General features: G+C 69.9%; 19 protein-coding genes and 3 pseudogenes. 12 read left to right on the top strand and 10 right to left on the bottom strand.

Features of this window, described 5'->3' with window-relative positions:
- Window positions 1-92: 92 nt before the first annotated feature.
- A complete protein-coding gene (locus ACFCXS_RS03770) occupies window positions 93-983 on the bottom strand; it encodes an NADP-dependent oxidoreductase (RefSeq protein ID WP_376641445.1) in 891 nt (296 codons plus the stop codon).
- Window positions 984-1104: 121 nt separating this feature from the next.
- On the opposite strand from ACFCXS_RS03770, the gene ACFCXS_RS03775 reads away from it, so the two are divergent.
- Both ACFCXS_RS03775 and ACFCXS_RS03780 read left to right on the top strand, forming a co-directional pair.
- Window positions 1105-1512, top strand: a complete 408-nt coding sequence (locus tag ACFCXS_RS03775; protein ID WP_376641446.1) for a winged helix-turn-helix transcriptional regulator — start codon at window positions 1105-1107, stop codon at window positions 1510-1512.
- A gap of 47 nt (window positions 1513-1559) precedes the next feature.
- Window positions 1560-1895: a YnfA family protein gene (locus tag ACFCXS_RS03780; RefSeq protein ID WP_376641447.1), complete on the top strand. Its 336-nt coding sequence runs from the start codon at window positions 1560-1562 to the stop codon at window positions 1893-1895.
- Between the two features lie 95 nt (window positions 1896-1990).
- Here ACFCXS_RS03780 and ACFCXS_RS03785 read toward each other — a convergent pair whose 3' ends face one another.
- The gene (locus ACFCXS_RS03785) at window positions 1991-2428 is read right to left on the bottom strand and encodes an ester cyclase (protein WP_376641448.1); all 438 of its coding nucleotides are present in this window, start codon (window positions 2426-2428) and stop codon (window positions 1991-1993) included.
- 121 nt (window positions 2429-2549) lie between these two features.
- Here ACFCXS_RS03785 and ACFCXS_RS03790 point away from each other — a divergent pair, with 121 nt between their 5' ends.
- A complete protein-coding gene (locus ACFCXS_RS03790; protein WP_376641449.1) occupies window positions 2550-3326 on the top strand; it encodes an SDR family NAD(P)-dependent oxidoreductase in 777 nt (258 codons plus the stop codon).
- A gap of 117 nt (window positions 3327-3443) precedes the next feature.
- Here ACFCXS_RS03790 and ACFCXS_RS03795 read toward each other — a convergent pair whose 3' ends face one another.
- Entirely contained in the window at window positions 3444-4637 is a 1194-nt protein-coding gene (locus ACFCXS_RS03795; RefSeq protein ID WP_376641450.1) for an RtcB family protein, read from the bottom strand.
- A gap of 171 nt (window positions 4638-4808) precedes the next feature.
- On the opposite strand from ACFCXS_RS03795, the gene ACFCXS_RS03800 reads away from it, so the two are divergent.
- Entirely contained in the window at window positions 4809-5627 is an 819-nt protein-coding gene (locus tag ACFCXS_RS03800; protein ID WP_376641451.1) for a DUF3558 domain-containing protein, read from the top strand.
- 134 nt (window positions 5628-5761) lie between these two features.
- Window positions 5762-6637 (top strand): DUF3558 family protein, encoded by an 876-nt coding sequence (locus tag ACFCXS_RS03805; RefSeq protein ID WP_376641452.1) that lies wholly within the window; start codon window positions 5762-5764, stop codon window positions 6635-6637.
- Between the two features lie 386 nt (window positions 6638-7023).
- On the opposite strand, the pseudogene ACFCXS_RS03810 reads toward ACFCXS_RS03805, so the two are convergent.
- From ACFCXS_RS03810 to ACFCXS_RS03820, 3 genes and pseudogenes are all read right to left on the bottom strand, one after another.
- Window positions 7024-7416: pseudogene (locus ACFCXS_RS03810) on the bottom strand (M16 family metallopeptidase); the annotation flags it as partial.
- A gap of 47 nt (window positions 7417-7463) precedes the next feature.
- Complete coding sequence (locus tag ACFCXS_RS03815) at window positions 7464-8858, bottom strand: MFS transporter (protein ID WP_376641453.1); 1395 nt, start codon at window positions 8856-8858, stop codon at window positions 7464-7466.
- Complete coding sequence (locus ACFCXS_RS03820; protein ID WP_376641454.1) at window positions 8843-9826, bottom strand: ThiF family adenylyltransferase; 984 nt, start codon at window positions 9824-9826, stop codon at window positions 8843-8845. Before ACFCXS_RS03820 ends, ACFCXS_RS03815 begins: the two co-directional genes overlap by 16 nt.
- Before the next feature lie 195 nt (window positions 9827-10021).
- On the opposite strand from ACFCXS_RS03820, the pseudogene ACFCXS_RS03825 reads away from it, so the two are divergent.
- The 4 genes and pseudogenes from ACFCXS_RS03825 to ACFCXS_RS03840 all read left to right on the top strand — a co-directional run.
- Window positions 10022-10513, top strand: a pseudogene (locus ACFCXS_RS03825) (DUF2637 domain-containing protein); the annotation flags it as partial.
- A gap of 97 nt (window positions 10514-10610) precedes the next feature.
- Window positions 10611-11747, top strand: coding sequence for a tyrosine-type recombinase/integrase (locus tag ACFCXS_RS03830; RefSeq protein ID WP_376641455.1), 1137 nt, complete (start codon window positions 10611-10613; stop codon window positions 11745-11747).
- 515 nt (window positions 11748-12262) lie between these two features.
- Complete coding sequence (locus ACFCXS_RS03835; protein ID WP_376641456.1) at window positions 12263-14263, top strand: tyrosine-type recombinase/integrase; 2001 nt, start codon at window positions 12263-12265, stop codon at window positions 14261-14263.
- A complete protein-coding gene (locus ACFCXS_RS03840) occupies window positions 14260-14829 on the top strand; it encodes a DUF6262 family protein (RefSeq protein ID WP_376641457.1) in 570 nt (189 codons plus the stop codon). The genes ACFCXS_RS03835 and ACFCXS_RS03840 overlap by 4 nt, the downstream gene beginning before the upstream one ends.
- A 397-nt stretch (window positions 14830-15226) precedes the next feature.
- On the opposite strand, the gene ACFCXS_RS03845 is transcribed toward ACFCXS_RS03840, so the two are convergent.
- Complete coding sequence (locus ACFCXS_RS03845; protein ID WP_376641458.1) at window positions 15227-16093, bottom strand: DUF4231 domain-containing protein; 867 nt, start codon at window positions 16091-16093, stop codon at window positions 15227-15229.
- A 121-nt stretch (window positions 16094-16214) separates the two neighbouring features.
- On the opposite strand from ACFCXS_RS03845, the pseudogene ACFCXS_RS03850 reads away from it, so the two are divergent.
- Window positions 16215-17048 (top strand): annotated as a pseudogene (locus tag ACFCXS_RS03850) (hypothetical protein); the annotation flags it as partial.
- Window positions 17049-17115: 67 nt separating this feature from the next.
- On the opposite strand, the gene lysS reads toward ACFCXS_RS03850, so the two are convergent.
- On the bottom strand, window positions 17116-18861 hold the full coding sequence (lysS, locus tag ACFCXS_RS03855; protein ID WP_376641459.1) for a lysine--tRNA ligase: 1746 nt from the start codon (window positions 18859-18861) through the stop codon (window positions 17116-17118).
- A 149-nt stretch (window positions 18862-19010) separates the two neighbouring features.
- Here lysS and argS point away from each other — a divergent pair, with 149 nt between their 5' ends.
- Entirely contained in the window at window positions 19011-20768 is a 1758-nt protein-coding gene (argS, locus tag ACFCXS_RS03860) for an arginine--tRNA ligase (protein WP_376641460.1), read from the top strand.
- Between the two features lie 193 nt (window positions 20769-20961).
- Window positions 20962-21747, top strand: coding sequence for a DUF4253 domain-containing protein (locus tag ACFCXS_RS03865; protein ID WP_376641461.1), 786 nt, complete (start codon window positions 20962-20964; stop codon window positions 21745-21747).
- Here the strand turns inward: ACFCXS_RS03865 and ACFCXS_RS03870 are convergent.
- Together ACFCXS_RS03870 and ACFCXS_RS03875 are read right to left on the bottom strand one after the other, a co-directional pair.
- Window positions 21713-22945: a PLP-dependent aminotransferase family protein gene (locus ACFCXS_RS03870; protein ID WP_376641462.1), complete on the bottom strand. Its 1233-nt coding sequence runs from the start codon at window positions 22943-22945 to the stop codon at window positions 21713-21715. The genes ACFCXS_RS03865 and ACFCXS_RS03870 overlap by 35 nt on opposite strands.
- Before the next feature lie 127 nt (window positions 22946-23072).
- Window positions 23073-23975: an SAM-dependent methyltransferase gene (locus ACFCXS_RS03875; RefSeq protein ID WP_376641463.1), complete on the bottom strand. Its 903-nt coding sequence runs from the start codon at window positions 23973-23975 to the stop codon at window positions 23073-23075.
- Window position 23976: the final 1 nt, after the last annotated feature.

Genomic DNA, 23976 nt, shown 5'->3' on the forward strand with positions numbered 1-23976 from the left:
CGGGCCGGGCCTCGGGGCCGTCGTGGAGGGCCCGGCCTGACCCCGGGCCGTCGTGGAGGGCCCGGGCCTGACCCCGGGCCCCGCCCCGGGCGTCACGGCACGAACACCAGCCGCCCCCGCACACCTCCCCCGTCGAGCCGGGCATGCGCCTTGGCGGCATCCTCCAGCGCGAACGTCTCGGCCACCCGCGTCGTCAGCACCCCCTCGTCCACCAGCCTCACCAGCTCCGCCAGCCGCGCCCCGTCCGCGCTCACCTCGACCGCGCTCGTCCGCACCCCCCGGACGGAGGCCGGCTCCGCCTGCGGGATGACGCCGACGTAACGGCCCCCGTCGCGCACCGCGGCCAGGGCCGGCTCACCGAGAACGGCGGCGTCCAGCACCGCGTCGAACTCTCCGTCCGGGGCGGCGCCGCCGGCGAAACGCCCGGCACCCAGAGACCGCACGAACGCCTCGTCTCCCTCCCTGGCCAGCCCGGCCACCGGTATCCCCCGGTGCGCGGCCAGCTGGACCGCGTAGCCGCCGACCGCACCCGCCGCACCCGTGACCAGCAGCGACCGGTCCGGCGTCAGCTCCAGCAGATCCAGGGCCCGCAGGGCGGTCAGCGCGTTCAGCGGCAGGGTCGCCGCATGGACCGCGTCCACCGAGGCGGGCGCCAGGGCCACGGCGTCCGTGTCGACGACGACGTACTCGGCGTGGGTGCCCAGCGGCTTGACCATGCCGTAGTCGAGCGCCACCACCTCGTCCCCGACGCTCCACGCACTGGCGACGCCCACCGCGTCCACCGTCCCGGCGACGTCCCAGCCGAGTCCGATCCGCTTGCCCGCGCCCCCGAAGACACCGGCCCGCACGCCCGCGTCCACGGGATTCAGCGAGGCCGCCGCGACCTTGATCCGCACCTGACGCGCACCCGGCTCCGGCACCCCGGCCTCCACGACCTCCACGGCCTCCGGCCCACCGAACGAGTTCACCACAACAGCACGCACAGCGACGCTCCTTGGATTGTCGGTACCCGGGACGTCCTCCCGGCCCTCACAACCCTAGGAAGAGCTACTATCCTTCAGTAAGTAGTTACCTGTGAGTGCGTACATACCCCGGAGGTGAGCAATGGCCACGATGACGGCGGCCCAGCGGCGCGAGCAGGCCCGCATCGAGTACGACGCGTTCCTCAAGAGCTGCCCCACCAACCAGCTGCTGGACCGCATCAGCGACAAGTGGGTCAGCCTCGTCGTGTCCGCCCTCGCCCCGGGCCCCCTGCGCTACAGCGACCTCGGCCGCAAGATCGCCGGCGTCAGCCCGAAGATGCTCACCCAGACCCTGCGCTCACTGGAGCGCGACGGCCTCCTCACCCGCACCGTCACCCCGTCCGTCCCGGTCCGCGTCGACTACGAGCTCACGCCCCTGGGCCACAACCTGGCCCTCCTCCTGACGGCCGTGAAGGACTGGGCGGAGAACCACTTCGACGAGGTCAGGGACGCCCGCGAGCGCTACGACGCCGAGACCCGGGGCGACTGACCCCCGGGGCGCGACCGGGGTGGACCGGGCGTGCGAAGCTGACCGCCATGTTCGTAGTCCGCTCCGCCGCCCTGTTCGTCCTCGCCGCCCTGCTGGAGATCGGCGGCGCGTGGCTGGTCTGGCAGGGCGTGCGCGAGCACAAGGGCTGGCTGTGGGCGGCCGGCGGCGTCCTCGCCCTGGGGGCCTACGGCTTCGTCGCGACGTTCCAGCCCGACGCCCACTTCGGCCGCGTCCTCGCCGCGTACGGCGGGATCTTCGTCGCCGGTTCGATCCTGTGGGGCGTGGTCGCCGACGGCTACCGCCCGGACCGCTGGGACATCGCGGGCGCGCTGGTCTGCCTCGCGGGCATGGCCGTCATCATGTACGCCCCGCGAGGAAACTGACCGGCCCCTCGGGGGCTCGGGGGCTCGGCCCCTCGGGGGCTCGGAACGGCCGGGGCGCTCGGAACGGCCGGGCGGCTCACAACGGCCGGGGGAGCTCAGAACGGCTCGTCGGGCGGCAGCAGGCCCAGCTGCCCCAGGAAGTCCATCTCGTCGAAGTACAGCCGGTAGTCGACGATCCGCCCGTCCTGCACGGTGGCGATGTCCACCCCGCGGATCCGGACCTCCTTCTGCGTCGGCGGCAGCGTCTCGCCGTTGGGCAGCTCCAGCGGACCGGTGTTCCGCCCGCGGTAGACGCCCTCGTCGATCGCCGTGTCACCTGCCTCGTAGGAGTGCAGCGCCTGGAACGTCGCCTCGGGAACCGCCTCCGTCATGGTCCGCCAGTACTCGACGATGGCGTCGCGTCCGCGCAGCTCGCCCTCGTCGGGTGTGAAGGCGACCGCGTCCTCGGCGTACAGATCGGCGATGACCTTCAGATCGGCGTGTCCCGTGACCGCTTCCGTGAGCCGGTCCATGACCTCACGCGCCTCACCCATGATCCACCTCCGGGAGAACAGGGGACCACCCAGCCTCATTCTCCCACCACGGGGCCTGCCTATCCTGGCCGGAAGCGCCTGCGCACCGTACGCCCCGCACATCCACGCCCGAGGAGCTCCCATGGCCACCGACGCCCCGTCCGCAGCCTCCCGCATCGCCGTCGTCACCGGTGCGAGCAGCGGAATCGGCGCCGCCACGGCCCGGCAACTCGCCTCGGCGGGCTACCGCGTCGTCCTCACCGCACGCCGCAAGGACCGCATCGAGGCCCTGGCGGAGGAGATCAACGCGGCGGGCCACCAGGCCACGGCGTACGCCCTCGACGTCACGGACCGCGCGGCGGTCGACGAGTTCGCCACGGCGTTCAGGACGATCGGCGTGCTGGTCAACAACGCGGGCGGCGCGCTCGGCGCCGACCCGGTCGCCACCGGCGACCCGGACGACTGGCGCCGCATGTACGAGACGAACGTCCTCGGCACCCTCAACCTCACCCAGGCCCTGCTGCCGAAGCTGATCGCGAGCGGCGACGGCACGGTCGTGGTCGTCTCCTCCACCGCGGGCCACGGCACCTACGAGGGCGGCGGTGGCTACGTCGCGGCCAAGCACGGCGCCCACGTCCTCGCCGAGACCCTGCGCCTGGAGATCGTCGGACAGCCGGTCCGCGTCATCGAGATCGCCCCCGGCATGGTCAAGACGGACGAGTTCGCCCTGACCCGCTTCGGCGGCGACGAGGAAAAGGCGGCCAAGGTCTACCAGGGCGTCGCCGAACCCCTCACGGCCGACGACGTCGCCGACACGATCACGTGGGCGGTCACCCGCCCCGCCCACGTCAACGTCGACCTCCTGGTCCTGCGCCCCCGCGCCCAGGCGTCGAACACGAAGGTGCACCGGGAGTCGTAGAGCCGGAAGGCGCACCAGGAGGCGTGGACCGGCAGGTGCACCGGGCGGCGCAGATCCGCAAAGTGCACCGGGAGGCGTGGAGCCGCCCGGTGCACCAGAACCCGCAGAGCCCGCCGGTCAGCCCTTCACGCAGACGACCTGCTTGATCCGCGCCACGACCTCCACCAGGTCCCGCTGCTGGTCGATGACCTGCTCGATCGGCTTGTAGGCGCCCGGGATCTCGTCGACGACGCCGGAGTCCTTGCGGCACTCCACGCCCTGGGTCTGCTGCTCCAGATCCTTGGTGGAGAACCGGCGCTTGGCCGCGTTGCGGCTCATGCGCCGGCCCGCGCCGTGCGAGGCCGAGTTGAAGGACTTGGCGTTGCCGAGGCCCTTCACGATGTACGAACCCGTGCCCATGGAACCCGGGATGATCCCGTACTCGCCGGAGCCGGCCCGGATCGCGCCCTTGCGGGTCACGAGCAGGTCCATCCCGTCGTAGCGCTCCTCGGCCACGTAGTTGTGGTGCGCGCTGATCTCCGGCTCGAAGGTCGGCTTCGCCTTCTTGAACTCCTTGCGGACCACGTCCTTCAGGAGCGCCATCATGATCGAGCGGTTGTGCTTGGCGTACTCCTGCGCCCAGAACAGGTCGTTGCGGTAGGCCGCCATCTGCGGGGTGTCCGCGACGAAGACGGCGAGGTCCCGGTCGACCAGGCCCTGGTTGTGCGGGAGCTTCTGGGCCACGCCGATGTGGTGCTCGGCGAGTTCCTTGCCGATGTTCCGGGAACCGGAGTGCAGCATCAGCCAGACAGATCCGGTCGTATCCGTGCACACCTCGACAAAATGGTTGCCTCCGCCGAGCGTTCCCATCTGCTTGGTGGCACGTTCCTGGCGGAACTTGACCGCTTCCGCCACTCCGTCGAACCGCGACCAGAAGTCGCCCCATCCGGCCGTGGCCAGTCCGTGGAACCGCCCGGGGTCGACCGCCTCGTCATGCATCCCGCGCCCCACCGGAATCACCTGCTCGATCCGCGAGCGCAGCCGGGACAGGTCGCCGGGCAGGTCGTTCGCCGTCAGGGACGTCTTCACCGCCGACATTCCGCAGCCGATGTCCACACCCACCGCGGCCGGGCACACCGCACCCCGCATGGCGATGACCGAGCCGACCGTCGCACCCTTGCCGTAGTGCACGTCGGGCATGACGGCCAGGCCCTTGATCCACGGCAGCGTGGCGACGTTCCGCAGCTGCTGGAGCGCACCCTCCTCGACCGAGGCCGGGTCGGTCCACATCCGGATCGGCACCTTCGCGCCCGGTATCTCTACGTACGACATAACGCCCTCAATCCCCCATTGACAAACAGAAGTCTTCAACAGCAAATACCGGAGCCAAGGTCGACGAAAAGGAAATCGGACCGGCGTCCACGGCAGTGCGTGCGATACACATTGTGTCCATCGCCCGCTGTACGGCGGCAAGCCAATATCCGCGTCGAGAGGAGCCACCACGTGCAACGGAAGGCGTGGGTACCCGGGATCGCCGTGCTCCTCGCGGCGGTACTGGCCGGCTGTACCGGCAGCTCGTCCGACGGCGACCCGACGGACGGCTCCAACCCCGGCGACACCGGCACGGCATCTCCCGCCGCCGAGCCGGGCCGCTACCGCACCCTGCCCGAGCCCTGCGCCGAGGTCGGCGAGAGCACGCTCGACGAACTCCTCCCCGGCATCCGGCAGATCAGCGACGAGGAGCAGCGCGACAAGGCCTACGAGGGCGAGCCGACGACCACGTTCGACACCGACCGCAAGGTCGGCTGCCGCTGGAAGGTGGACTCCTCCACGGCCACCGACCACCTGCTGATCGACTTCGAGCGGGTCGTCTCCTACGACAACGCCGTCAGCGACGACAGCCAGGCCGAGCAGCTCTTCGCGGAGCGGGAGGCCTCGGCCCACCTGCCCGAGCCGACCGCCACGGAGACGGCCGCCTCCGGCAGCACCCCGGCGGGCGGTGCGGCCGCGTCACCGAGCGGCTCCCCGGCCCCCTCCGGCTCTTCGTCGCCCTCGGCTCCCCCCTCGGCCACCCCGACCGATCTGCAGCCCCGGGTACTGGAGGACCTCGGTGACGAGGCCTTCCTCGACGACGCGCTGAGCAGTTCCGGTTCGACGGCCAAGCAGCGGACCGTGACTGTGGCGTTCCGCACGTCCAACGTCATCGTGACCATCGAGTACGCGGAGCAGCCGGCGAGTGTCGGCGTCGTCCCGGACAGCAAGGAAATGCAGGACAGGGCGCAGAAACTGGCCTCCCAGCTGGCGGATTCGCTGGGCGACTGAGGCCCCTTCACCGCCCCTTCACGGCCACCCGCGAAGCACACGAAGGAAGCACACACCGCTGCCTCACCGCGTACGGTGACCACTCGGACCCGTTCCGACCGCAGGGAATCACGAGCGTCATGAGTGAAGGAACCATGCAGCGACGAGTAGAGCGAGACCAGCGAGCGAAGCGCCTCAACCGCGTCCTTGTCTGCGCGGCCGCCGTCCCCGTGATGCTGGTCGCCGCCGGCTGCTCCTCGGACTCCGGCTCCGGCGACAGCACGGACAAGGCCGCCAAGGCCGCGGGGTCGGCGTCCGCGAGCCCGTCACCGACGGTGCAGGCGGCGGCGTACGACAAGCTTCCGGAGCCGTGCAAGGCGGTCTCGAAGAAGACGCTGAAGGACCTCGTGCCGAAGAGCAAGTCCGGCAAGGAGGGCAAGTCGGACGACATCTCGACGCGCGGCAGCTGCTCCTGGGACAGCCTCGACAACAACGGCGTGAAAGGCTCGCAGTTCCGCTGGCTGAACGTGTCGATGCTGCGCTTCGAGTCGGACGCGGCCCGCGGCCCGGCCGACAAGCTGGCCCAGGAGTACTACGAGAAGCAGGTCCAGGAGGCCCAGGCCGCCGAGGGTGCGAAGGGCGTCAAGTCGGAGCCGGTGGCCGGTACGGGCGACCAGGCGACGGCCGTGCACTACGACCTGAAGAAGAAGGAAGGCACCTTCAAGCAGCAGACGATCGTGGCCCGTGTGGAGAACGTCGTGGTCACGCTCGACTACAACGGCGCCGGTCTGGCCGGTGACAAGACGCCGGACGAGGGCGATCTGCTGAAGGACGCGAAGAAGGCCGTCAAGGAGGCCGTGGACGCGGTGTCGACGGCGAACGGCAAGGGTGGCGGCAGCGCGGACGGCGCCCCGTCCGAGTCGTCGAAGCCGTCGAAGTCGCCCTCGAAGTCGCCGTCCGAGGGGGCCTCGGACGGCTCCTCGAAGGGCGCGTCTGCCTCGCCGTCGGAGAAGCCCGCCTCGAAGAGCTGAGCAGGCCCTGCCGGTACCGTCCGCCCGTCTCCCGTTCGCCGGGGGGCGGGCGGCCGCGTTTTCGGCCACCGCCGGGGCCGGCGGCGCCGTAGAACGGCGCGGTTGCCGGGCCGGAGGTGTTCGGCTGCGACGGCCCGTATGTCGTCCACGGTGATCTCCGGCATCTGGTTCATCCGGTCGTCCATCGCCGCGGCGTCCCCCAGGTACGCCTCGCCGGCGCACAGTTCTTCGGCTCTGCTGCCGGGGTGGGCGAGGCGGTCCAGCCAGTCGCGGCGCAACTGGGCCTGAGCGCCCCTGAGGGCTTTGTCGGTGACGCCTGTGTCGGCGATGCGTTCGGTCTCCTCGTCCACGGTCCCGTAGGCCACGTTGTCGTATCGCTCGCGGCGTTCGTTGAGGACGACATCCCGTTGGGTGGCGAGGCTGTGGGGCGTGAGCGCGTCGAGCATGCCGCCCAGCCGGTCCGCTTCCAGCCACAGCACCAGTTCGAGCATCCCGGCCGGTACGACCGAGTAGAAGGTGGTGCGTTCGAAACCGGTGGAGGCGTTGGTGAAGCCGCCGCCGTCCTCGACCGCGGCGGTGTGGCCGCCCGGGGGGACGTGCGTCGAGCCTTGGAACATCAGGTGCTCGAAGAGGTGCGCCAGTCCCGTCCGGCCGGGCGGGTCGTCCCGGGAGCCGGCCTGGAGCCAGAGGCAGACCGCGGCGACCGGAGCGGTGGCGTCCCGGGAGACGATCAGACGCAGTCCGTTGGGCAGCGTACGGACTTCGGCTTTCAAGGGCACGTGTGGCTCCTGCGGTCACGTGGGTCGGCGGGCGGGTCCCGTTCTGCTCAGGCGTCCCCGGCTGTCTCGTTCTGCTCGTCGTCCGGCAGGCGGATCAGGGAGCGTACGGGGCTGAACAGCGGCCACAGGGCCGAGGCGACCAGGCCGGCCGACGCGAGCACCATCACCTCGACGAGGCCGAGCCAGGTGCCGAGCCAGCCGCCGAGGAGGGCGCCGATCGGCTGGACGCCCCAGCTGATGAAGCGGGTGGAGGCGGTGACGCGGCCAAGCAGGTGGTCGGGGACGAGGGTCTGCTTGACCGTGTCGCTGATGACGAGGTTGACCACCACGGCACAGGTGTAGACGAAGGTCGAGACGGTGACGAGGGCGACGGCCACTGCCTGCCCGGTGCCGGCGGCGAGCGGTACCAGGACGGCGGCCAGGCCCGGTACGGCGTAGACGAGGATCAGGGCACGGCCTTGTCCGAGGGTGCGGGTGAGGAGCGGGGTGCAGGACGCTCCGACCAGGCCCGCGATTCCGCCGGCCATGCTCGTGGCGCCCAGGAGGCCGGGGCTGAAGTCGAGGTTCTTCAGGAGGAACAGGACGTTCACCGCGAAGAACATGGAGTGGAAGATGTTGAAGTGTGCGGCTGCGAGGGTCATGGGACGCTGGTAGCGGTCGTGGCGCAGGACGCGCAGGCCGGCCAGCACCTGTTGCCGGTGGGACTCCTTCGGCGGGGCCTGCCCGTGCTCGGCGGCCCGGTCCGGCTCGTCCTCGGGAGTGTCGCTCTCGTCGACCGGGTCGGTCGAGCGAGGCGCCTTCGGGAGCCGGGACAGTGTCGTGTAGCTGACCAGGTAGCTGACGCTGTCGACGACGAGGGCGACGGGTGCGCTCATGATCTGGACGAGGATGCCCGCGAGGCCCGGTCCGGCGACCATGCCGACCGAGGCGCTGCCCTCCATCCACGAGTTGGCCCGCTCCAGTTGGTTGCGCGGCAGCAGCCGGGGGAGGTAGGCGGACATGGCGCTGTCGAACAGCAGGCTGAGCGCTCCCACGAGGAAGACGACCAGGTACAGCACGGGCATACTCAGCAGGTCGAGCCAGAACAACGCCGGTACGCAGAGCACGAGCACACTGCGTGCCAGGTTCGCCATCAGCATGATGCGCCGGCGTTCGTAGCGGTCGGCCCAGACACCGGCGGAAAGTCCCAGCAGCAGCACGGCCGCGGACTCCGCCGCCTCGAGGACGCCCATCTGCCAGGGTGTGGCCGCGAGGGTCGTCACCGCGATGATGCCCATGGCCATGAAGGTGATCTCGGTGCCGGCGAGCGAGACGGACTCGCCGGTCCACAGGCGCAGGAAGCCGGTCCCCTTGAAGGACGGCTTCTTCGGCTCCTGGCCCGGCGGGCCCGGCTGCGGCTGCTGTTGCTGCGGCCCTTGTTCGGCTATCAGGTCGTCTGACACGTACACGTGCTCTCTTCGGTGTGGGTGATGCGCTGCCGGGTGAAGTCCAGTGCCGCCCGCCGCCCCGAGGTGGGGCACGTTCCGGTGCACAGGAACTGAATCACGTCATGGGCGAGCAGGGCGGCGACCGTGGTGTTGCCGGGGCCGAAGGAGAAGGGGGCCGGTTCGGTCATCCGGTCCTCCACCTCGCGTTCCAGCGGCGTGAGCAGCGCGCGCCGCTGCCGTTCGAAACAGGTCCAGCAGCCTCCTCGTGAGGGATCCACGAGCGGGCCCCAGAAGCCTGTCCCGACTCCGACGGCCGCGCTGACGAAGGGAGTCCGGGTCGCGACTGCCCAGCGCGCCACGGTCGCGGGGAGCTCCGGCGGTGTGTCGGCGGCGACGATCAGCAGGTCGACCCGGTCACCGAAGGCGGACTCCAGACCCGTCTCGTCGGTGACGCGGCGTCCGATCCCGGTGATCTCCCCTTCGGGGCGCAGGGTGCGCAGGCTGCGGGCCAGCGCTTGCGGCTTGGGGGTGCCCACGTCCGCCGGCCCGTAGGTGAACTGCCGGTTCAGGTTGTGCCGGGCCACCGTGTCGTGGTCGACGAGCCTGAACCTGCTGACGCCGGCCCCGGCCAGGTGCTGGGCCACGATCCCGCCGATGCCGCCGATGCCGCCGAGGCCGAGAATCCCGATCCGTGCGGCCAGCAGCCGGCGCTGGGCCGCGGCCGAGTCCGGTGTGAACAACCCCAGGTAGTCCACCTGTCGTTCGAACGTCTCCCCCGAGAACGGCCGCGCCGCCTCCGGGGGCTCGGCGGTCAGCCAGCCGAGGGAGTCCAGTTCGGCCAGCAGGTGCGCGGCCGGCTCCTGTGCCCAGGTACCGGCGAGCACCTCGGTGGTCGTGCCTTCCCTCAGCCGCCGCAGGGCGTCCCGCACCGGTGCCTGGAGGCGGCTGCCCTGGATCCGCAGCAGCCGGTCCCCCAGGCTCAACAGCGTCTCGTCGACACCGACGGCCGGGTGCGGGAAACGGACCAGCCGTACTGGGAAGGATGACGGGCGGGCAGTCCTCCCTCCGCCGCCTCCCCCGACCTGGCGAGAAAGAGGCCACACCAGAACCGGCCACCCGTTCCCCGTTCACATGTGCCACCCTGTTGCGCGCAACAACACGCAAGGGGAGGGGTACGGGTGGCCGCGCCACTGCAGCTGACTCGGATGCACCGCGTTCTCATCGGTGTGGTCGTGGCCGGCGCCGTGATCATCGCCGGTATCGGCTTCGCCGGTTCGTACGCGGCGGTCCGCGCGTTGGCCCTCAAGAAGGGCTTCGGGAACTTCTCCTACGTCTTCCCGATCGGCATCGACGCGGGCATCTGCGTCCTGCTGGCCCTGGATCTGCTCCTCACCTGGATCAGGATCCCGTTCCCCCTCCTGCGTCAGACGGCCTGGCTGCTGACGGCGGCGACGATCGCCTTCAACGGCGCCGCCGCGTGGCCGGATCCGCTCGGTGTGGGCATGCACGCGGTGATCCCGGTGCTGTTCGTGGTCGCGGTCGAGGCGGCCCGGCACGCGATCGGCCGGATCGCCGACATCACGGCCGACAAGCACATGGAGGGCGTCCGCCTCACCCGCTGGCTGCTCTCCCCGGTCCCCACGTTCCTCCTGTGGCGCCGCATGAGTATCTCTATGCCTTTCTGACCCGTCAGGGACGTGTGGCACGTCTTGTCACTCGTTCGTGGCTCACGAGTATCTACAACGCGGGAGTCACGTTAGGTACGGCATGAATGCCGCCTTTCAAGCCGAACGGGCCCTGTCCCCCGCCGGAGGCTCGCAGACCACCCGGTGGGTCATCCTCGATCCCCAGCTCTCGATCCACCGGGAAGGGACGGACTTCCTGACGTTCCTGCACGGTGCGGACCGGTCGGTGAACACCATCAGGGTCTACGCGGGGCGCCTGGCCTTGTTCCTGACTTGGTGCGCCGAGTACGCGGTCGACTGGAGAACCGTCACCCTGGCCTCGATGGCGCGCTTCCGGTTCTGGCTGGAGTCCACCACTGGCAGACGAGGTAAGCCGCGCTCTGGCGCAACGGTCAACGCGACGATCACAGCGGTGGTGGAGTACCTGCGGTACTGCGCTCGTCACGACCTGATCTCGCCGGAGGTTGCGGACCGCTTGTCCCAGCCGCGATACCTCGCCACACCACCGCCGGGCTTCGACGCCGGCGAGCGTGGGCAGTTCCGCACAGTGCGCGCGAAGGCGATCAAGTCGCGCGAGGTAGAAAAGCCATACGAAGCCCTGGCCGAGGAGCAGGTCGCCGCAACGGTGGCCGGGTGCCGTACGGCCCGCGACCGGTTCCTGGTGGTGCTGATGCTGGCAACCGGCATCCGTATTGGGGAGGCGCTGGGGCTGCGCAGGCAGGACATGCACTTTCTGCCGGATTCCCGCACTCTGTGCTGCGGCGTGGCCGGGGCTCACATCCATGTACGACACCGTCGGGACAATGAAAACAAGGCTCTGGCCAAGTCCCGTTACCCGCGGGTCGTGCCGGTCGATGGCCTCACTGTGGCCGAGTACGTGGCCTATCGCACCGACCGCGATGCGGTGGCCGAAGCGGAGACGAACGACCTGGTCTTCGTCAATCTCTACCAGCGTCCCCTGGGCAAGGCGATGACCTATCAGGCGACGAAGGGCATGTTCGAGCGGCTGTCACAGCAGTGCGGCTTCGTGGTGCGCCCGCACATGCTGCGGCACACCGCCGCGACCTCCTGGGTCAGGGCCGGAGTGCCGATTGACGTCGTACAGCAGCTGATGGGGCATGTGTCGGCTGCATCCACCGCGATCTACCTGCACGCCAACGAGCGTGAGAAGCGGGAAGCCGTGGAACGCGTGGCCACTCGTCGGGAGGTGACCGCATGATGAAGCCGGTGGCGCTCGTTACGGCTCTACCCTCGCCCCCTGAACCTGCGGCACCTGGGGAGGGCTGGTTGGCGTGGCTGCGCCAGCAGGTGCGGCCCGACTGGCGTCCGGGTGAGTGGGATCACGAGCGGATGTTCTTCGACGGTGATCTGGACAACGACGCCACCGGTGCCTCGCGCTGCAAGGTTGTCGCCTGCCGGACGCCTTGTCCTGGTCGTGTCGGTCGGTGTTCGCCCTGCAGTGTGGCTGCGCGGGCGGGCGATCTGTCGGACGAAGAGTTCGACGCGACCCATCAGCCGGCCCGGAAGCGACGTGTACGCGGGACGTCTGATCGCGAGGCGTGCCTGGTCGCTGATCACACGGGGCGTTGCGCACGGGAAGCGGTGAGTCATGGGCTCTGTCCGACCCACGCCGCCGCCTTCAACGAGCGCAGGAAACGGGCTCCAGGGCTGCGCGTTGCTGACTGGCAGTGCTCGGCCAGGCCTCAACCCCTGCCCCGCCAAGGGGACTGCCTCGTGAGTGGGTGCAACCGTGAGCAACAGCAGTTCCGGCTGTGCACGTCACACCACGGAAGGTGGCGCCGTGAGCTGAGCCGCGGCGACCACACTCCCGACCAGCTTCTGGCGTGGGCAGCCGTTACCGGTCCGTTCCTCCAGGTCCATCAGTTCTGGTGCGGCGGGCTTCACCCTGTCGTCGCCCGTGAGCTGCTGCTCGGTCTGCAGGAGCGCGACCGAGAAGGGCTGAGCATCAGTCCGCTCGCAGTGCGGCTCGCCATCGCGGCCATCGCCGACGTGGACAGCCTGTGCGGCCTGGACCTGTCGTCGCTGCGGTTCGGCAGGGAGAAGGGCAGCAGCCCGGCGCGTGCCCTGCTGGGCCAGATCCAGCGCATGATCGAGCACGCTCGGCGGCAACACGAGGGCGCCGATCCGATGGCGGGCGACGTGTGGGACGCGGCGGCCGTAGGGCTGTGGGCTGCGACCCATCGCCGCTATGACGCGGTGAAGGGCGACATCGACTTCCGCGTCGTCCGGCAGGCATGGTTGCGCGCATTGCTCATGGAGTGGGCCCGCTCTGTTCGGCCGAGCATCCAGGACCTGCGCACCGCTCTCCTGGCGTTCTCCGCCGCATCCGACGGGCTGGCCCGGCGAGCCGGAGGCGGCGACACCCCCACGCGCCTGGGTGCCGCGGACATGACGGCGACTGTCGATGCCATCAAGAAGTCCCGGAAGAAGGACGGGAAACCCCGTGCCGCAGCCACCCAGGACAAGCTGGTCAGAACATGGTTCGCGGTACTGGAGTTCGCGCGCGCGAGCGGGTTGATGGACGATGTGCCCGGCGCCTTCAGCCGAGCCCGCCACCACCGCGTGGCTCGTGTCGAAACCAATGAGGAACACGCGGGCCGAGCCCTGCCCGACACCGTGATCCGCCAACTGGACGCCCAACTAAGCCTCGTGGACGTCACTCACCGGGGCTGGCCAAAAGATCTCTCGCAGCTGTTCCACCAGACCGTCTACGCCGTCCTGCGCGACACCGGGCGCCGTCTGGGCGAGGTCGCCACCCTCAGAGTCGGCTGTGTCGAGCAAGAAGAGGGTCACTACCAGCTGGTCTACGACAACCACAAAGCCAAACGGAACGGCCGCCGCCTGCCTATCCCACAGAGCACGGCCGAGCTGATCACCCTCTGGGAACAACGCCGCGCCGAACTCCCGCTGACCGAACGAGCAGGAGCGTGGCTCTTCCCCAGCGCTATGCACGGCTCCGGCCGCGGCAACGGGCACATCCGAGCCGACAGCCTCTCGGCGGCACTACGCACCTGGGTCGACGCGCTCCCCTGCATCGACAGCGATGTCCCCGGGCCGGACGGGCAGCTTCTGCCCTTCGACCGCTCCCAGATCACTGCCCATGCCTTCCGCCACACCTACGCCCAGCGGCATGCCGACGCAGGCGTCCCCGTCGACGTGCTGCGCGACCTCATGGATCACACCTCGGTCGATACGACCATGGGCTACTACCAAGTGACGCTGAAGCGGAAGCGAGAGGCCGTCCGCACGCTGGCGCCCCTGGCCGTGGACCGCACCGGCCGCTCGGCCCCTCTCCTCCAGAGCAAGTACGAGATCGCCTCGGTCGCCGTGCCGTTCGGCAACTGCACCGAGCCCTCCAACGTCAAGGCCGGAGGTGGTTCCTGTCCCATCCGGTTCCAGTGCTCTGGATGCACTTTCTACCGCCCCGATCCGTCCTACCTGCCCGCTATCGAGGATCATGTACGCGGCCTGAAGTCTGACCGTGAGACCGCAGACGCCATCGGAGCTGCCGACTTCGTACTGACCAACATCGAAGCCCAGATCGACAGCTTCCAGGAAGTCGCCACCACCATGCGCGACCAGCTCACCGCGCTGCCCGACGACGAACGGCAGCAGATCGAGGAAGCGAGCAAGATCCTCCGAAAGGCACGTGCCACTACGTCCCACAAGCTGCTGCCTCTGACGGTGATCAAGCAACGCGAGGAGGACCAGTGACCGCCCGCGAAGCCCGCGCTGCCGCGCTGAAAGCGGCACGTGAGCGCGACAGCCAGGACAAGCGCCGCCGCGTGCTGGAGGTCCTGGACTCCATGCAGCGCACAGGAACGAAGATTACATTCGCCAGGGTGGCCAAAGAAGCCGGCGTCTCCAACTGGCTCGCGTATTCCCCGGGACTGCGCGAACCCATCGAGGCTGCCCGCCGGCGCCAGGAAGAGCTAGGCGTCGAGGCGACAGCCGATGCCGTTCCGCCACAGAGCCGCGTCAGCAACGCCAGCCTCAAGACCGACCTCGCCCTCGCCCAGCAGCAGGTCAAGGAGCTCCGCGAGGAGCGCAACCGGCTGCGCGAACGGCTGCGCCTCCAGCTCGGGACAGAGCTGAACCACACCGAAGCCAGCGAACTCACGATGCGCCTCGACGAGTTGAGCCGCGAGAACTTGGCGCTCACCAAGGAGATCCAACAAACCCAAGCCGATAACCGGACGTTGCGCACCACCATCGAGAACCTGGAGGACGACCTGACCGCGGCCCGGCAGAGCCTTCGCAAGATGATCCGCGGAACGTAGGACCGGCTCAGGGAAACGCCACTCAGCACCGGCAGGACACGGTGAACCCGTACGATGCCGGTGCTGTACAACCCCATCCAGAGGAGGGACGGAGCATGGCTGCGCGGAAGAGCCCGGTGCGCCTCGTCCACTTCATCCTGGCCCCACGCATGGCCCGACGGATGTATCTGTGGACGCTGGACAACCCGAGCCTGACCTACCAGACAGCTCTGCAGTGGGAGGCAGTCTGGTTGCTCGAGCGCACCAGGCTACGCCAGGTCTACGGACGATGGCTGTGGCGTTGGAAAGCGCCCTCACCAGAACGAACGGCTATGCGTGTCAGCCTCTTCAGTCCAGCCTTCCTCGCTCGTATCCGGTCGATCCAGAGGTCAGCAGGCGGCAACTGAACGGTCCACCGTCAGGCCGAGCGCTCTTCTCCTGCGGAACTCTGCTGCTCAAGTTGCAGCTCGCGCTTGCGCTGCTCCTCCTTCAAACGCTCCACGAACCGTGCGAACTTCCTCAGCCTCTCCGCTTCGGAAAGAGGATGCGCCGCATCCGGTCCCGCGTAGTCGTCAAGCATGAACTGCGAAGCGTTGTAGTGCTTCTCGATGTCGTCGGCGGTCGACTGCAGGTTGTAGCCACGTTCGCGGAACTTGAAGTAGCCGGTGATTCCGGCCGACACACCTACAAGCGCGCTCAACGCCGAGGTCGCTATCCCCAAAACCTCGTTGGCTCCCGGATTCATCGCCACGAGTGTCGACGTCACGATCGACCCCGTGATGATGAGGACCTGGAAGCAGTTGTGCACACGACGGTTCCTGGAAGCACCATGCCGGTACTGCTCAATCAGGTCTAGGGACGCCTCCCGATAGATCCTCAGCCCGGATGGAGAGTCGAGAGGCAACTTCGCGGCAGCCGTCTGCCGCTCCGACAAGGCGACTCGAACCGCCGCATTCTTTGCAACGAGCTCCCGTCGCGTCTTCAACCACAAGCGGCCCATCAGAGTCGCTAGGCCGAGCAAGATCACTAGCCCGACATATCGCGTGATAACCGGCTGATCTCGCCACAGCCCTACGACCACCGTGTACCCGAAGAGCGCGGCAAGGGCTAGAGCGCCCAGTTCGCCCAGAATGTAAAGCCGTTGCCACGTCTTCGCCGCTCTCAGCTCGGAGACTCGTTCATCGTGAGTCTTCGTCGACTCCCGATACAGCCTCTGGAGATCGCGCTCCTCGTCCTCCGACATCCGCCCCGGCAGCGGAGAGCCCCCGTCCATCCCTGCGGTCACGCGTCTCCCCCGAAATCATCTCGTCGGACAGCGGGATTCTACGTCCGTGCCGACGTAACTCACGTACCAGAAGCGGCACATGATACTGAACAAGGAGGACACCGGAAGCATAGAGATAAGCATGAAGCTCTGGGAGCTCCGCTCCTACGAGCAGGTCATCAAGCTGGAGCAGGAGCGGCTGGTCTACCAGGCGCGGCTGCGGTCGCGGTTCGGGCGGGCGTGGCGCAGGAAGGCGCCGGTGGAGTCGCTGATGCCGCTGCGGCTGGCGAAGTACGGGGTGCCGTTGGCGGAGACGGCTCCGTCCGGTCTCGCGGCGGCGGGGATAGAGCCGGCGTTGATACCGCCGGCCCCGCAGCAGGCGTTGGACGCGGCGGAACCGAAGACGCTCGCTGCGGACGCCGCTCTCGCTGCGGCCGGTCGTGCCGCCGGTGCGGCGCGGGCGGGCGCGGCTGCCCCCGGCAGCGGGCGGCGCCCCGAGCTCGACGGCACCCCCGACGCTCAGCCGTTCGACCGCGAACCCGAACCCGACGAGAGCCCCTGGTTCAACACCCCGCGCGATGTCGAGTACCAGGGCGGCTACGACCCGGCCTACGACCCGGACCAGTACGCCCAGTGGATCGCCGAGCCCCCGCAGGCCGCGCAGTACCCCGAGCGGCCGCAGGAGGCCTTCTCTCCGGAGGACACCGGCAGCTTCCCGATCCCGGTGGGCCCGAACCGCACCCGCGAACTGGGGGACGGCGGCGGCACACCTCCCGCGGAGCCGGACGAGGAGGCGTACTACCAGATCTTCCGTGAGTCGATAAAGAGCGGGAACGGAGCGCCCACCCCGCGCGGATTCATCGCCGACGTCGAGGCGACGTACGGCGTCACCCTGGAGGAGGCCGAGTCCAAGCGCATGGTGAACCGATTCTCCAACCGGCTGAACGCAGAGCTGACGGACGAGCACATCGCCTGACCCTCACCCGCACACGGAAAAGGGGCCCTCACCGAGGGCCCCTTCCTTCGTCACCAGGACTGCTCCGCTACACCGCGAGCAGCGCCCGCACCCGGTCCTGCCCGACCGCCAGCAGCAGCGTGGGCAGCCGCGGCCCGGTGTCCCGGCCCACCAGCAGGTGGTACAGCAGCGCGAAGAACGACCGCTGGGCGGTCTTGATCTCCGGCGGCAGCTCCTTCGGCGTGGCGTCGGCGGAGAACCCGGCCTGCACCTTCGGCACGCCGTACACCAGGTGCGTCAGCCCGTCGAGGGACCAGTGGCCGGCCAGCCCGTCCAGCAGCAGCCGCAGCGACTCGCGGCCCTGCTCGTCGAGCGACTTCAGCAGCTCGGCGTCCGGCTCGTCCCGCACGATCGTCCGCTGGTCGGCGGGGACGTGCGTGTTGATCCAGGCCTCGGCCTTGTCGTAGCGCGGGCGCGCCTCGTCGAGCGTGGTCAGCGGCTGCTCGGGGTCCAGCTCGCTGAGGATGCGCAGCGCCTGGTCCTCGTGCCCGGCGGTGATGTCCGCGACGGACGCCAGCGTCCTGTAGGGCAGCGGCCGGGGCGTCCGGGGCAGCTCACCGGCGGCCGTGCGCACCGCACGGGAGTGCGCGGCGACGTCGGCCGGCAGGGCGCTGCCGTCGGCGACCTTGGCGTCCAGGCGGTCCCACTCGTCGTAGAGCCGCTGGATCTCCTGGTCGAAGGCGACCTTGAAGGACTGGTTGGGCCTGCGGCGCGCGTACAGCCAGCGCAGCAGCTGCGGCTCCATGATCTGCAGGGCGTCGGCCGGGGTGGGCACGCCGCCCTTCGAGGACGACATCTTCGCCATGCCGGAGATGCCGACGAAGGCGTACATCGGGCCGATCGGCTGCTTTCCGCCGAAGATCCCGACGATCTGCCCGCCGACCTGGAACGACGACCCCGGGGAGGAGTGGTCGACGCCGGAGGGCTCGAACACGACCCCCTCGTACGCCCAGCGCATCGGCCAGTCGACCTTCCAGACCAGCTTGCCGCGGTTGAACTCCTCCAGCCGGACCGTCTCCGAGAAGCCGCACGCGGTGCAGGCGTAGGTCAGCTCGGTGGAGTCGTCGTCGTAGGACGTGACGGAGGTCAGGTCCTTCTCGCAGTTGCCGCAGTACGGCTTGTACGGGAAGTACCCGGCGGCGGTGGAGCTGCCGTCGTCCTCACCGGCCGCGCCGGAGCCCTCGGCGGCCTCCAGCTCGGCCTCGTCGACCGGCTTCTGCCCCTGCTTCTTGGCCGGGGCCTTCTTCGTGCGGTACTGGTCGAGGATCGCGTCGATGTCGCCCCGGTGCCTGATCGCGTGCAGGATCTGCTCGCGGTACACGCCGGAGGTGTACTGCTCGGTCTGGCTGATGCCGTCGAACTCCACGCCCAGCTCGGCCAGCGACTCGATCATCGCGGCCTTGAAGTGCTCGGCCCAGTTCGGGTGCGAGGAGCCCTTGGGCGCGGGGACGGAGGTCAGCGGCTTGCCGATGTGCTCGGCCCACTCCTTCTTGTCGACCCCGGGGATGCCCTCGGGCACCTTGCGGTAGCGGTCGTAGTCGTCCCAGGAGATCAGGTGGCGCACCTGGTGACCCCGGCGGCGGATCTCGTCGGCGACCAGGTGCGGGGTCATGACCTCGCGCAGGTTGCCGAGGTGGATGGGGCCCGACGGCGAGAGCCCGGACGCGACGACGACGGGTTTGCCCGGGGCCCGGCGCTCCGACTCCTCGATGACCTCATCCGCGAAACGGGAGACCCAGTCGGTGGTCTCGGTGCTCTGAGCCACGATCGGCACGTCCTTCTTTCTGCATCGGGCAGCCGGTACGGTCGCACGGCTGACCGCACCATTGTCCCAGACCACCTGGCGCCCGGAAAAACGGCTTTACCCCCGTGGGATACTGGCCGGGTCCATCGATTTCCCCTAGGAGAACGGCACCCTCGCCCATGGCCTCGGTCACGTCCCTCAGCGACTCCGTCCACCAGCGCCTCGCGGCGGCCCTGTCGGCGGCTCTGCCGCAGGCCGGCTCCGCGGACCCGCTGCTGCGACGAAGCGACCGGGCCGACTTCCAGGCCAACGGGATCCTGGCCCTCGCCAAGAAGGAGAAGGCCAACCCGCGCGAGCTGGCCACGCAGGTCGTCTCCCGGGTCGAGTCGGGTGATCTGATCGAGGATGTCGAGGTCTCCGGCCCCGGCTTCCTGAACATCACGATCACCGACCGCGCGATCACGGAGAACCTCGCCGCGCGGCACGCGGACGGTGAGCGTCTCGGCGTGCCGCTGAAGGAGAACGCGGGCATCACGGTCGTCGACTACGCCCAGCCGAACGTGGCGAAGGAGATGCACGTCGGTCACCTGCGGTCGGCGGTCATCGGCGACGCGCTGCGCGGCATGCTCGACTTCACCGGCGAGAAGACGATCGGCCGGCACCACATCGGCGACTGGGGCACCCAGTTCGGCATGCTCATCCAGTACCTGTTCGAGCACCCCGGCGAGCTGGCCCCCGCGGCCGACGTCGACGGCGAGCAGGCGATGAGCAACCTGAACCGGGTGTACAAGGCGTCGCGTGCGCTCTTCGACGCGGACGAGGAGTTCAAGGAGCGGGCGCGGAAGAGGGTCGTCGCGCTCCAGTCGGGCGACAAGGAGACCCTCGAACTCTGGCAGCAGTTCGTGGACGAGTCGAAGGTCTACTTCTACTCCGTCTTCGAGAAGCTCGACATGGAGATCCGCGACGAGGAGATCGTCGGCGAGTCGGCGTACAACGAGGGCATGCCGGAGACCGCCCGCCTCCTGGAGGAGATGGGTGTCGCGGTGCGCTCCGAGGGCGCTCTCGTGGTGTTCTTCGACGAGATCCGCGGCAAGGACGACCAGCCGGTCCCGCTGATCGTGCAGAAGGCGGACGGCGGCTTCGGCTACGCGGCGAGCGACCTGACGGCGATCCGGAACCGGGTCGCCGACCTGGACGCGACCTCGCTCCTGTATGTCGTCGACGTCCGCCAGTCCCTGCACTTCAAGATGGTCTTCGAGGCGGCCCGCCGGGCCGGCTGGCTGACCGACGAGGTCACCGCGCACAACATGGGCTACGGCACGGTCCTGGGCGCGGACGGCAAGCCGTTCAAGACCCGTGAGGGCGAGACGGTGAAGCTGGAGGACCTGCTGGACGAGGCGGTGCAGCGGGCCGCCGAGGTCGTGCGCGAAAAGGCGCAGGACCTCACCGAGGACGAGATCCAGGAGCGGGCCGCGCAGGTCGGCATCGGCGCGGTGAAGTACGCGGACCTGTCGACGTCCCCCAACCGGGACTACAAGTTCGACCTGGACCAGATGGTCTCGCTGAACGGCGACACCTCGGTGTACCTCCAGTACGCGTACGCCCGTATCCAGTCGATCCTCCGCAAGGCGGGAGCGGTACGGCCGTCCGCGCACCCGGAGCTCGAACTGGCCGACGCGGAGCGGGCCTTGGGCCTGCACCTGGACGCGTTCGGCAGCACGGTCTTCGAGGCGGCCGCGGAGTACGCCCCGCACAAGCTGGCGGCGTACCTGTACCAGCTGGCGTCGCTGTACACGACGTTCTACGACAAGTGCCCGGTCCTCAAGGCCGAGACGCCCGAGCAGATCGAGAACCGTCTGTTCCTCTGCGACATCACGGCCCGCACGCTCCACCAGGGCATGGACCTGCTGGGCATCCGGACACCCGAGCGCCTCTGAGCCGGGGCTCCGGCCGGCGTCCCCGAGGGCGGCACTCCCCTGCGGAGTGCCGCCCTCGGGCGTGAGGGGACCGTCTGAGCGCCGACCGGCGAGGGCCGTCCCGAACGGCAGGAGGCCGACGGGCCGGGTTCTGTCCGCCGTGACGGTGGCGGGGCCGGCCGGGATGTCAGTGGCCGGCTCTACAGTCACCACCATGGCGACTCTTCCCAATCCCCTGCCGGCGCTGGCGGCAGACCCGAGCGGCGGCTCGCTCGGCCTTCGGCTCCCCGCCGGGACGCTCCTCGGCACCACCGACGAGGACCCCCGGCACGAGCCGCTGCTGTGGTGCGCGGACGGACGGTCCCTGCCCGGAGGCTGGGCGGCTCTGGAGCCGGCCCGCCGCGCGGGACTGCTGCCCCTGGTGCTGGAGGCGGGCGACGGCCACGGCGGGCCGGACCGCTGGGAGTTGATGCCCGGCGAGGTGTCCTACCCGGGGGACCACGACGCGGAAGAGGTCCTCGCCGAGTACTGGGAGGAGTACGCCGCGCAGGGCGAGGCGTGGCCCGGACCTGCCGGTTCTCCCGACCAGGGCGGGGACCCGGACGACGTGGCCACCGTCGTCGCGGAGACCCTGCTCGGCGAGGGCGGCCCGTTCAAGGAGCCCCGCCTCGCCCTGGTCCCGGCCCGGCGCAGCGCGGACCTCCCGACGGCGATCGGCTGGACGGGCCCGGTGAACCACGAGGGTGACACGGCCCGGCTCAGCGCGGTGCTCCGCTCCTGGGAGGACCGCTTCGGCATACGCGTCGTGGCCCTCGGCTTCGATCACCTGCTGGTGTCCGTGGCGAGCCCGCCCAGCACCCCGGCCGCCGCGCAGGCCGTCGCCGCCGAGCATTTCGCGTTCTGCCCCGGCAACATCCACCAGGGCACGCACCCCACCCTCCGGGCCTACGCCGAACACCAGGTCCTCAACCAGCGGACGTGGCACTTCTGGTGGGACTGAGTCCCGCCCCCAGCCGGCGCAGCCCCTCGGCGATCTCCTCGGGTGTCTGCGTCACGAAGCACAGCCGCAGGGTCGTCCGGTCGGGCTCGCCGGCGTAGAAGGGCGCACCGGGGACGTAGGCCACGTTCTGCCGGACGACCTGCGGCAGCAGGGCCGTCGTGTCGTACGGCTCCGGCAGGCTGGCCCAGAGGAACATGCCGCCCTCGGGCCGGTCCCAGACCGACCCCGCGGGCAGCGCCCCGGCGAGCCCGGAGAGCATCGCGTCGCGGCGTTCGCGGTAGACGCCGGCGACGCGGGCGACATGGGCGTCGAGGTCGTTGTCGGCGAGGTAGCGGGCCGCGGCGAGCTGGTTGACGGTCGGGGTGTGCAGGTCGGCGGCCTGTTTGGCGACGGCACAGGCCCGCCTCAGCTCCCCGGGCGCCCGCAGCCAGCCCAGCCGCAGCCCGGGTGCCATGACCTTGGAGAAGCTGCCGAGCAGCACGGTCCGGTCCTCGGCACCCGGGTGGGCGGCGATCCACGGCACGCGCTCACCGTCGTAGCGCAGCTCGCCGTAGGGGTCGTCCTCGACGATCCACAGGCCCCGCCGGGCGGCGACGGCGGCCACGGCGGCGCGGCGTTCGGCGGGCATGGTCCGGCCGGTGGGGTTCTGGAAGGTGGGCACGGTGTAGAGCAGCTTGGGCCGCTCCCGCACGACGAGTTCCTCCAGTGCCGCGGGGTCGACGCCGTGTTCGTCGCCGGGTACGGCCACGATGCGCGCCCCGGCGAAGCCGAAGGCCTGAAGCGCCGCCAGATAGCAGGGGTCCTCGACGAGGACGGTGTCCCCGGGTTCGAGGAGCGCGGTGGCCAGGAGCGAAAGGGCCTGCTGGGAGCCGGTGGTGACGAGCAGGTCGGCGGGGCCGGTGGGCAGGCCGCGCGCGGTGGTGCGGGTGGCGAGTGCGTCCCGCAGCGCGGGTTCGCCCTCGGTGGTTGAGTACTGCAGCGCCCGTGCGGGCGCCTCGGCGAGCACGGCCTCGTACGCGGCGGCGATGCCCCGGGCGTCGAACAGTTCCGGCGCCGGGAGCCCGCCCGCGAAGTTCATCACCTCGGGGCGGGCGGTGACGGCGAGGATGTCCCGTACCGGAGAGCCGCCGACGGCCCGCGCCCGCGCGGCCAGGGGCGGCACGGGAGAGTGGGTGGGCAGGGGCTCGGCGACGGTCATGACACGGCTCCTTCGGCTGCGGTGACGCCTGGTGCCCCGCAGCCTAGGGAAGTACGTGCCGTCTACAAGCAGGTTTCCGGGATCCGGACGCCGGGCACGCACGGGCGCGGCCTGCGGATCCTGCGGTTCACCCCTTCGCGCCGATCGCCGCGTACACGTTGATGTCCGCGTCCGTGACGTCGTTGATGTCGCGGTACCGCACCTTCTCGATCTCCTCGAGCGAGGCGAGGAAGGACTCCTCCGGCTGCTCGGGGACGGGGGCGGCGTGGTCGGGCCGCCAGCGGTGCGCGGGGACGACGCCAGGGTCGGCGATCTCCAGCCGGCTCTCGGTGAAGAACCGCTCGACGTCGGCCCGCGAGCGCAGCACGAAGGTGAAGCCGCGTTCGGTGTAGGTCCGTTGGACCGCGCGGATGTTCTCGGGGTTGAGGTCCTCGGTGAGGTGGCTGAGCACCAGCCGACTGCCGACGGGCAGTTCGTCGAGCAGCCCGCTGACCAGCGGATAGGCCTCCTCGTCGGCGACGAAGTGCAGGATCGCGACCAGGCAGAGCGCGACCGGCTGGTCGAAGTCCAGGGTCTTGGCGGCCTGTTCGAGGATGCGGGCCGGATCCCGCAGATCGGCGTCGATGTAGTCCGTACGCCCCTCGGGACCGCTGGTCAGCAGGGCGCGTGCGTGCGCGAGCACCACAGGGTCGTTGTCGACGTACACGACCCGCGACTCGGGGGTGATGCGCTGTGCGATCTGGTGCACGTTCTCGGCGGTGGGCAGTCCGGTCCCGATGTCGAGGAACTGCCGGATGCCGTCCTGCTCCACAAGCGTGGTCACCGCGCGCCGGAGGAAGTCGCGGTTGTGCCGGACGTCGAGGTACCCGCGCGGGTTGGCGGCCAGCGCGGCGGCCGCCGCGTCCCGGTCGGCGGGGTAGTGGTCCTTGCCGCCGAGGAACACGTCGTAGACCCGGGCCGGGTGCGCCTTGCTGCTGTCGATCCTCCTCTGCAGCTCGGCGGGATCCTGACTGAGGGCGTCACCGGACATG

Source organism: Streptomyces sp. NPDC056373, from assembly GCF_042262425.1.
Lineage (GTDB): Bacteria > Actinomycetota > Actinomycetes > Streptomycetales > Streptomycetaceae > Streptomyces.

Bases quoted from the DNA above. Each gene is read 5' to 3' on its own strand.
- ACFCXS_RS03775 (WP_376641446.1), top strand. From the start codon at position 1,105: ATGGCCACGATGACGGCGGCCCAGCGGCGCGAGCAGGCCCGCATCGAG.
- ACFCXS_RS03780 (WP_376641447.1), top strand. From the start codon at position 1,560: ATGTTCGTAGTCCGCTCCGCCGCCCTGTTCGTCCTCGCCGCCCTGCTG.
- ACFCXS_RS03785 (WP_376641448.1), bottom strand. From the start codon at position 2,428: ATGGGTGAGGCGCGTGAGGTCATGGACCGGCTCACGGAAGCGGTCACG.
- ACFCXS_RS03790 (WP_376641449.1), top strand. From the start codon at position 2,550: ATGGCCACCGACGCCCCGTCCGCAGCCTCCCGCATCGCCGTCGTCACC.
- ACFCXS_RS03795 (WP_376641450.1), bottom strand. From the start codon at position 4,637: ATGTCGTACGTAGAGATACCGGGCGCGAAGGTGCCGATCCGGATGTGG.
- ACFCXS_RS03805 (WP_376641452.1), top strand. From the start codon at position 5,762: ATGCAGCGACGAGTAGAGCGAGACCAGCGAGCGAAGCGCCTCAACCGC.
- ACFCXS_RS03830 (WP_376641455.1), top strand. From the start codon at position 10,611: ATGAATGCCGCCTTTCAAGCCGAACGGGCCCTGTCCCCCGCCGGAGGC.
- argS (WP_376641460.1), top strand. From the start codon at position 19,011: ATGGCCTCGGTCACGTCCCTCAGCGACTCCGTCCACCAGCGCCTCGCG.
- ACFCXS_RS03865 (WP_376641461.1), top strand. From the start codon at position 20,962: ATGGCGACTCTTCCCAATCCCCTGCCGGCGCTGGCGGCAGACCCGAGC.
- ACFCXS_RS03870 (WP_376641462.1), bottom strand. From the start codon at position 22,945: ATGACCGTCGCCGAGCCCCTGCCCACCCACTCTCCCGTGCCGCCCCTG.
- ACFCXS_RS03875 (WP_376641463.1), bottom strand. From the start codon at position 23,975: ATGTCCGGTGACGCCCTCAGTCAGGATCCCGCCGAGCTGCAGAGGAGG.